General features: G+C 70.9%; 5 protein-coding genes and 1 pseudogene. 3 read left to right on the plus strand and 3 right to left on the minus strand.

What is annotated here, in order from left to right; genetic code table 11:
• Positions 1-28: 28 nt before the first annotated feature.
• A complete protein-coding gene (locus tag AB0M22_RS30190; protein WP_364734069.1) occupies positions 29-649 on the minus strand; it encodes a TetR/AcrR family transcriptional regulator C-terminal domain-containing protein in 621 nt (206 codons plus the stop codon).
• A 410-nt stretch (positions 650-1,059) separates the two neighbouring features.
• Here AB0M22_RS30190 and AB0M22_RS30195 point away from each other — a divergent pair.
• Positions 1,060-1,479, plus strand: a pseudogene (locus AB0M22_RS30195) (TetR/AcrR family transcriptional regulator C-terminal domain-containing protein); the annotation flags it as partial.
• Between the two features lie 28 nt (positions 1,480-1,507).
• On the opposite strand, the gene AB0M22_RS30200 reads toward AB0M22_RS30195, so the two are convergent.
• Complete coding sequence (locus AB0M22_RS30200; RefSeq protein ID WP_364733963.1) at positions 1,508-2,011, minus strand: MarR family transcriptional regulator; 504 nt, start codon at positions 2,009-2,011, stop codon at positions 1,508-1,510.
• An 87-nt stretch (positions 2,012-2,098) separates the two neighbouring features.
• Between AB0M22_RS30200 and AB0M22_RS30205 the strand changes: the two genes are divergently transcribed.
• Entirely contained in the window at positions 2,099-4,198 is a 2,100-nt protein-coding gene (locus AB0M22_RS30205; protein ID WP_364733966.1) for an MMPL family transporter, read from the plus strand.
• 60 nt (positions 4,199-4,258) lie between these two features.
• Here the strand turns inward: AB0M22_RS30205 and AB0M22_RS30210 are convergent, their stop codons facing one another.
• On the minus strand, positions 4,259-5,119 hold the full coding sequence (locus tag AB0M22_RS30210; RefSeq protein WP_364733969.1) for a MerR family transcriptional regulator: 861 nt from the start codon (positions 5,117-5,119) through the stop codon (positions 4,259-4,261).
• 259 nt (positions 5,120-5,378) lie between these two features.
• Here AB0M22_RS30210 and AB0M22_RS30215 point away from each other — a divergent pair, with 259 nt between their 5' ends.
• The gene (locus AB0M22_RS30215) at positions 5,379-5,876 is read left to right on the plus strand and encodes a DUF6764 family protein (RefSeq protein WP_364733972.1); all 498 of its coding nucleotides are present in this window, start codon (positions 5,379-5,381) and stop codon (positions 5,874-5,876) included.
• Positions 5,877-6,000 lie beyond the last annotated feature (124 nt).

A 6,000-nucleotide genomic window follows, 5' to 3' on the forward strand; every position in this document is an offset into this window, starting at 1 on the left:
ACCGCGGCGCGCGAAACGGCGACGCCACTCAGCCGGTGGTGTGCATGAGTTCGATGCGGTCCAGCAGCGCTTCCAGTGCTTCCTCGAACTCCGCGGCGCTATGGTCCTGCGATAGTTTCGCCTGTAACCGGGCTAGATTCGGGAAGTCCGCGAGGCCGCCGGCCCCGGAACTTTCCGCTTCCGCCGTACTCTCCGGGCCGCGCGCGGCGACCTCCAGCAGCAGCTGGCCCAGCAGAAACGTGGTGTAGGACCGATACGCGGAAACGGCGGCGTCATCGTCGAACCCGTAAGCCAGCAGGGTGCTCAGAAAGGTCTCCATCCACCGCAGACTCCGCAACGGCGGGCGCACCCACGGCGCTTCCGGCGGACGGGTCGCCGCCAACGGAAACAACTCCGGGTGATCGAGCGCGATCCGGCGCACCCCGTGCGCGAGTCGCAGCAGAAAGTCCTGCCAGCCGTCTTCTTTGCGGCGCGCCGCGAGCTGGTCGGTGTGCAGGTCTTCGATCAGCAGGTCGATCATGCCGCCGAGCAGGTCTTCCCGGCTGTGTACGTATCGATACAGGGCCATGGCTTCGACGCCGCACGCCGCACCGAGCCGACGCATGGTGAGCTTGACCAGTCCTTGCTGATCGACGAGTTTTATGGCCATTTCGAGGATCAGCCGGCGGTTCAACGGTGTCCGCGAGTCGTCGCGCTCGCTCGACTCCGAGTCGCGAGAGTCCGGCGACGTCGCCGAATCCTCGACGCGACCGTCGTGATGATCGTCCACCGGGACTTCCCCTCACTACACGCGTTGAAGCAAGACCAACGGTCAGCCTATTTCACCCCGGACGCTCCCCACTCGCGCGACACCGAGGACGCGACGCCGCTCGGTCGGCACTCCCCATGCCGATTCGCCGGTCCGGGTCGCAAATGCGACCCTGACCTGGCTAGTTTACAAGGTAAACGCGCCCAGCTACATTGTGTCGAATGTACGGCCAGGGTTCCGTCGACGGACGTGACACCGAGACCGATGACGCGATCACCAGTTGCCTCCTCGACGCGTCATCGTCGGGCAACTGGCAAGATTTCCTGGTGCGGCTCGCGCATGGCGTCCGCCGGATCGCGCTCACCGATCCGCGATCGCTCCCGGCGGCGACCGCGCCGACCCGGGCGCCGTGGGTTCGGCCCCCGCTGGGCAACCTTCGGTGGATGGAGACGTTCCTGGACACCCTGCTGTCCTACGGCTTCGACGACGACGCCGTGGTCTCCGCGTATCGGTCCTACACCACGTTCCTGCTGGGCCAGCTGCTGCTCGAGGTCGCGGCGCACAACTCGCTCACCCCGGCCGGGCCTGGCGCACCGGCCGGCGAACTCGCGGAGTTCCCGAATCTGTTTCGGCTGCAACCGTTGCTGTCCCAAGACCACAGTCTCGCCGAGTTCGACGATGCCCTGGAGGCGTTGCTGGAACGGATCGATCGCATGCGCCATCCCCGCTGAAACCCGCTGAGCCGGAGAGTGTTCGAGATTACGACGGCTCGTCGGGCGGATCATCGTAGTGCTCGCGCAGCGCACCGATGAGCGCGACCATGACCTGGTGCGCGGTATCGAGTGCACGGTCGTCGAAGCGCGCCATCGCCGCCCGGGTGCGCTCGCCGAGCGGGGTGAAGAAGCCGCGGGCGACCGCCATGCCGTGTGCGTCGTAGCGCAGCAGCACCTTGCGCCGGTCGGACTCGTCGGCCTCCCGCCGTAGATGCCCGGAGGCGATCATCCGCTCGACCAGGTAGGTCACCGCGGCGGAGGAGACACCGAGCAGTTCGCCCAGTTGCCCTGAGGTGAGCGGCGCTCCTTCGATGTCCGCCACCGCGACCAGCATCAAGGCGCGGAAGTCGTTGGGCCGCAGCGCGTTCGCCCGGGCGAACACATGACCGATCTGCTCCGAGGCCGCCGTCAGCGCGCGGATGTCCCGCGCGATCACGGTCTCGAGCTCCGCGCGTTCCCGGCGTTGCCGATCGGCTCGGCCTTCGGTCATCGACGCTCCCTTTCCACAGGTTCGGGTAGCTTAGCCAGAATTTTTCTCTCAGTTGCTTAAAGGTTAATTATCTGAGAGAGTCGCGTGGTGAACCTCTGGGACCGCTACGCCTCGGCGGTCACGGCCCGCACGTCGTGGCTGCTACTCCTCGCCCTCGTGGCCCTCTCCGCGGGCTTGATGGGCGTGGCCGGCCAGAACGACTCGGCCGGTCAGGCGCCGCGGTCACTGCCCGGCACAGCCGAATCGGCCCGGGCCGAGCATGCCCTCGACGCGTTCCCCGGCGCGGACACCGCCGCGGCGATCCTGGTGGCCAGCCGCGGCGACGGCGCCGAGCTGACCGACGATCAACTCGGCGCCACCCGGGCGGCACTGCGGCGAATGCTCGACGCCGAGCCCGCCACCACCCCGATTCCCGACCCGGTCCTCGCGCCGGATCGGAAAGCCGCGATCGGCACGGTCACCGTCGATGCCGGGCTCAACGGCTTCGCGCTGACCGAGCGGATCGACGAACTGCGCGCCGCCGCGAAATCGACGGCGCCCGATGGCCTTTCGTTTCAAGTCACCGGCGGCCCGGCCTTCGGCGCGGACATCTCCGACTCGTTCTCCGGCGCGGACGTCACGTTGCTCGCGGTGACGGCCGCGGTGGTCGCGGTGTTGCTGATCGTCACCTACCGGTCCCCGGTGCTGTGGTTGATCCCGCTCCTCGTCGTCGGCTCGGCCGACCGGGTCGCCGCCGGCGCGGGCACCGTGCTGGCCCGGATGACCGGGCTGACCTTCGACGGCTCGACCGCCGGCATCACCAGCGTGCTCGTGTTCGGCGCGGGCACCAACTACGCGCTGCTGCTGGTGTCGAGATATCGCGACGAATTGCATGCGGACGGTGATCACCGGCGCGCGCTGCGCCGAGCCGTCCGGCGCGCCGGGCCCGCAATTCTCGCAAGCAACCTCACCGTCGTCACCGCGCTGCTCGTCCTGCTCGCCGCCACGCTGCCCAGCACGCGCAGCCTCGGCGCGCTGGCCGCGGCGGGCCTGCTGGTCGCGATGGTCTTCGTGCTGCTCGGCCTGCCCGCGGCGCTCGCCCTGTGCGGACGAAATGTGTTCTGGCCCTTCGTTCCGCGGTGCGACGGCCGGGACGCGGCCGACACCGGGGTGTGGCACGCGATCGCGACCCGGGTGGTGCGCCGACCGGCGCTGGTCGCCGTCGCCGCCCTCGCGGCCCTCGGTGTGTGCGCGACCACGTTGTTCGGGCTGCGGGTAGGGCTGTCCCGAACCGAGCAGTTCCGGGTCACCGCCGAGTCGGTCGCCGGATTCGACACGCTGGCAACGCATTTCCCGGCGGGCGCGGCCGCTCCGACCGTGGTGGTGGCGCGCCGGGAAGCCACGGCCGAGGTCGAGCGCCGATTGACCTCGACGCCGGGCGTGACCCGCGCGAACGCGACCGGCGACGCCGCGAACGGACTGCGTCGATGGTCGGTAGTCCTCGACGGCGGACCGGAATCGGCGCAGGCGTTCACGACCATCGAGCAGATCAGGTCGAGCCTGGCCGCGGTGCCGGGTGCGGACGCGCTGGTCGGGGGCAGCGACGCCGAGGCCCTGGATATCCGCGACGCCGCGCGGCACGATCGCACGCTGGTGCTGCCGCTGATCCTGCTGGTCGTCTTCGTCGTGCTGCTCGCGCTGCTGCGCGCGATCCCCGCGGCCGTGCTGCTGGTCGCGGTGACGGTGCTCAGCGCGCTGGCCGCGCTGGGTCTCGGCGGCTGGATCAGCGCGCACCTCTTCGGTTTTCCCGCGCTCGACACCAACGTGCCGTTGTTCGCGTTGCTGTTCCTGGTCGCGCTCGGCGTCGACTACACGATCTTCCTGGTCAGCCGGGCCGCCGAGGAAACACCCGCGCACGGGACCACCCAGGGCATCGTTCGCGCGGTCGCCGCCACCGGCGCCGTGATCACCAGCGCCGGCGTCGTGCTCGCCGCGGTGTTCGCGGTGCTCGGGGTGCTGCCGCTGATCACCCTGACCCAGATCGGCATCGTGGTCGGGCTCGGCATTCTGCTCGATACCTTCGTCGTCCGCACCGTAGTAATCCCGGCCCTGTTCAGCCTTGCCGGGCCGCGGATCTGGTGGCCGAGCCACACCGCGGACGAGGCGCCGCCCCTCCCCCGGGACCCGGTCGCGGTCACCGCCGGCTGACCGCTCCAGGAAAGGTCCCTCCGCATGCGATCAGGCCGACCGCGCCGCACCGCCGGGCTGTCACTGTGCCAAACCGGTTGGGCTGCCCCGCAATTCGGTGAGCGCAGCGCGCAGACTGCGCAGCACACGGACGTCCGGGGGCAGCGCGGCGTCGTCCCAACCGGGCCCGGCCGGGTACACCAGGACGGCGCCCGCCGTCGTAAGCAACTGGGGGTCCGCGGTTTCGGGGCTGTGCGACCACACCACCGCAGTGCTGCGCCGGTGGCGCCGGGCCAGGGCTTGGGCCAACGCCGTGGCAGGCAGTGCCGCGCCGAGCATGTCGGCGTGGATGCCTTGCTCGGCGAGCGCGCCGCGCAGGACTTCGAGAGGCAGAGAATGGAATTCGCCGGGGGCGCAGGCGAGAATGACCGCGCCGTGGCCGGCCTGAACGGGGGCCGGCGCGACCCGGTGCACCGTGTTGACGATCGCCCAGGACAGCAGGTGCTCGACATCGATGCAGCCCTGGCCGTGGGCTTGGCGGGCGGTGATGTCGGCGAACGCGGGGCGGCACAGCTCTTCCCACGTGTCCACCACCCCGTGCTCGGCCAGCTGTGCTTCGAGAATGCCGGTGAGCCGCGTCGAATCCAGGTGCGACGCCGCGTCCAGCAGTGCACCGAGATCGTCGGCCGGGCGCGCGATCCCGCGCACCGGCAGCACGGCGCGGGCCGCGCTCGCCGGGCTGGCGCCGGAGCGCACCAATTCGAGCATGCGCGCGGCCGCCTCGATGTCCGCGGGCGAATACAGTCGGTGCCGCCCGGCCCGATGGCCTTGCGGACCGATGCCATAGCGCTGATTCCAGCTGCGCAGGGTCGCTACCGGCATCCCGAGTTGCTCGGCCACCACCCGAACCGGATAGGCCTGCTGCTCCTGGGCGGCGGTCACCGGCGGTCTCCTTCCGAACGCGAGTCGCCCGACGAGATCGACGGCGGCCTCGGGGCCAGATTAACGCTTCGGCCACCGTCGGCCGCTCGGGCAACGGGAATCATAAAACGCATCGTTTTTGCATCGTTTTCGCTAAGGTGAGGGCTATACCGCACCCAGACCCGTGCGGCAGTCCACACCCGCTATCCGAAAACCGGTGATCGATGTCGCGCGCACCGTCGATGTCGTGGCCGCGGCGATCACCACGTAGGAGAACGCCATGCATCCTTCCGCTCTCACCCGCCGCACCGGAGCCGCCCTGATCGGGGCCGTCCCGCTCGTGTTCGCGCTGTGCCTGACCGCGCCCGAGGCCGCGGCCGCCGACACCGCGTGCCCGGCTCCCGGCGCCGCCGCCACCTCGGTCTCGGCGGCGGGCGCGCAATGCTCGGCCACCAGTGCCGAGGGCGCGGCCGCCGCGGCCTACGGTCTCGGCGGCACCGCCGCCGCGAACGCGGGCCCGACCAGCCTGTCGCTGGCCATCGCGCAGAACGGCGGCACCGCCGCCGCCAGCTCGACCGCGCTGTCCGGACCGGCGGCGATCGCCCTCGGTCCCGGTGCGACCGTGACCACGACCGGAGTCCGGCCCGGCCTGTCGATCGGCATCGCCGGTCCGGGCGCCACCGTGACGGTCACCGGCGTGACCGGACCCACCTGCGGTGGCGGCATCGGCTTCGCCGGCGACTTCCAGACCCTGCAGGGTTGCTTGTCGCTGAGCTGATCGAGGCGGGTGGGGGGGGGGGGGGGGGGGGCGGCCCCCCCCCCCCCCCCCAGAGGGGGGGGGGGTTGCGGGATGGGGGGGGGGGGGGGGGCCCGGCGGGCCGCCCCAACACCCGCCCCGCCGG

It is taken from the genome of Nocardia sp. NPDC051756 (assembly GCF_040681495.1).
Taxonomy (GTDB): domain Bacteria; phylum Actinomycetota; class Actinomycetes; order Mycobacteriales; family Mycobacteriaceae; genus Nocardia.

Coding starts and splice junctions, on each gene's coding strand:
- AB0M22_RS30215 (WP_364733972.1), top strand. CDS start 5,379: ATGCATCCTTCCGCTCTCACCCGCCGCACCGGAGCCGCCCTGATCGGG.
- AB0M22_RS30190 (WP_364734069.1), bottom strand. CDS start 649: ATGGCCATAAAACTCGTCGATCAGCAAGGACTGGTCAAGCTCACCATG.
- AB0M22_RS30200 (WP_364733963.1), bottom strand. CDS start 2,011: ATGACCGAAGGCCGAGCCGATCGGCAACGCCGGGAACGCGCGGAGCTC.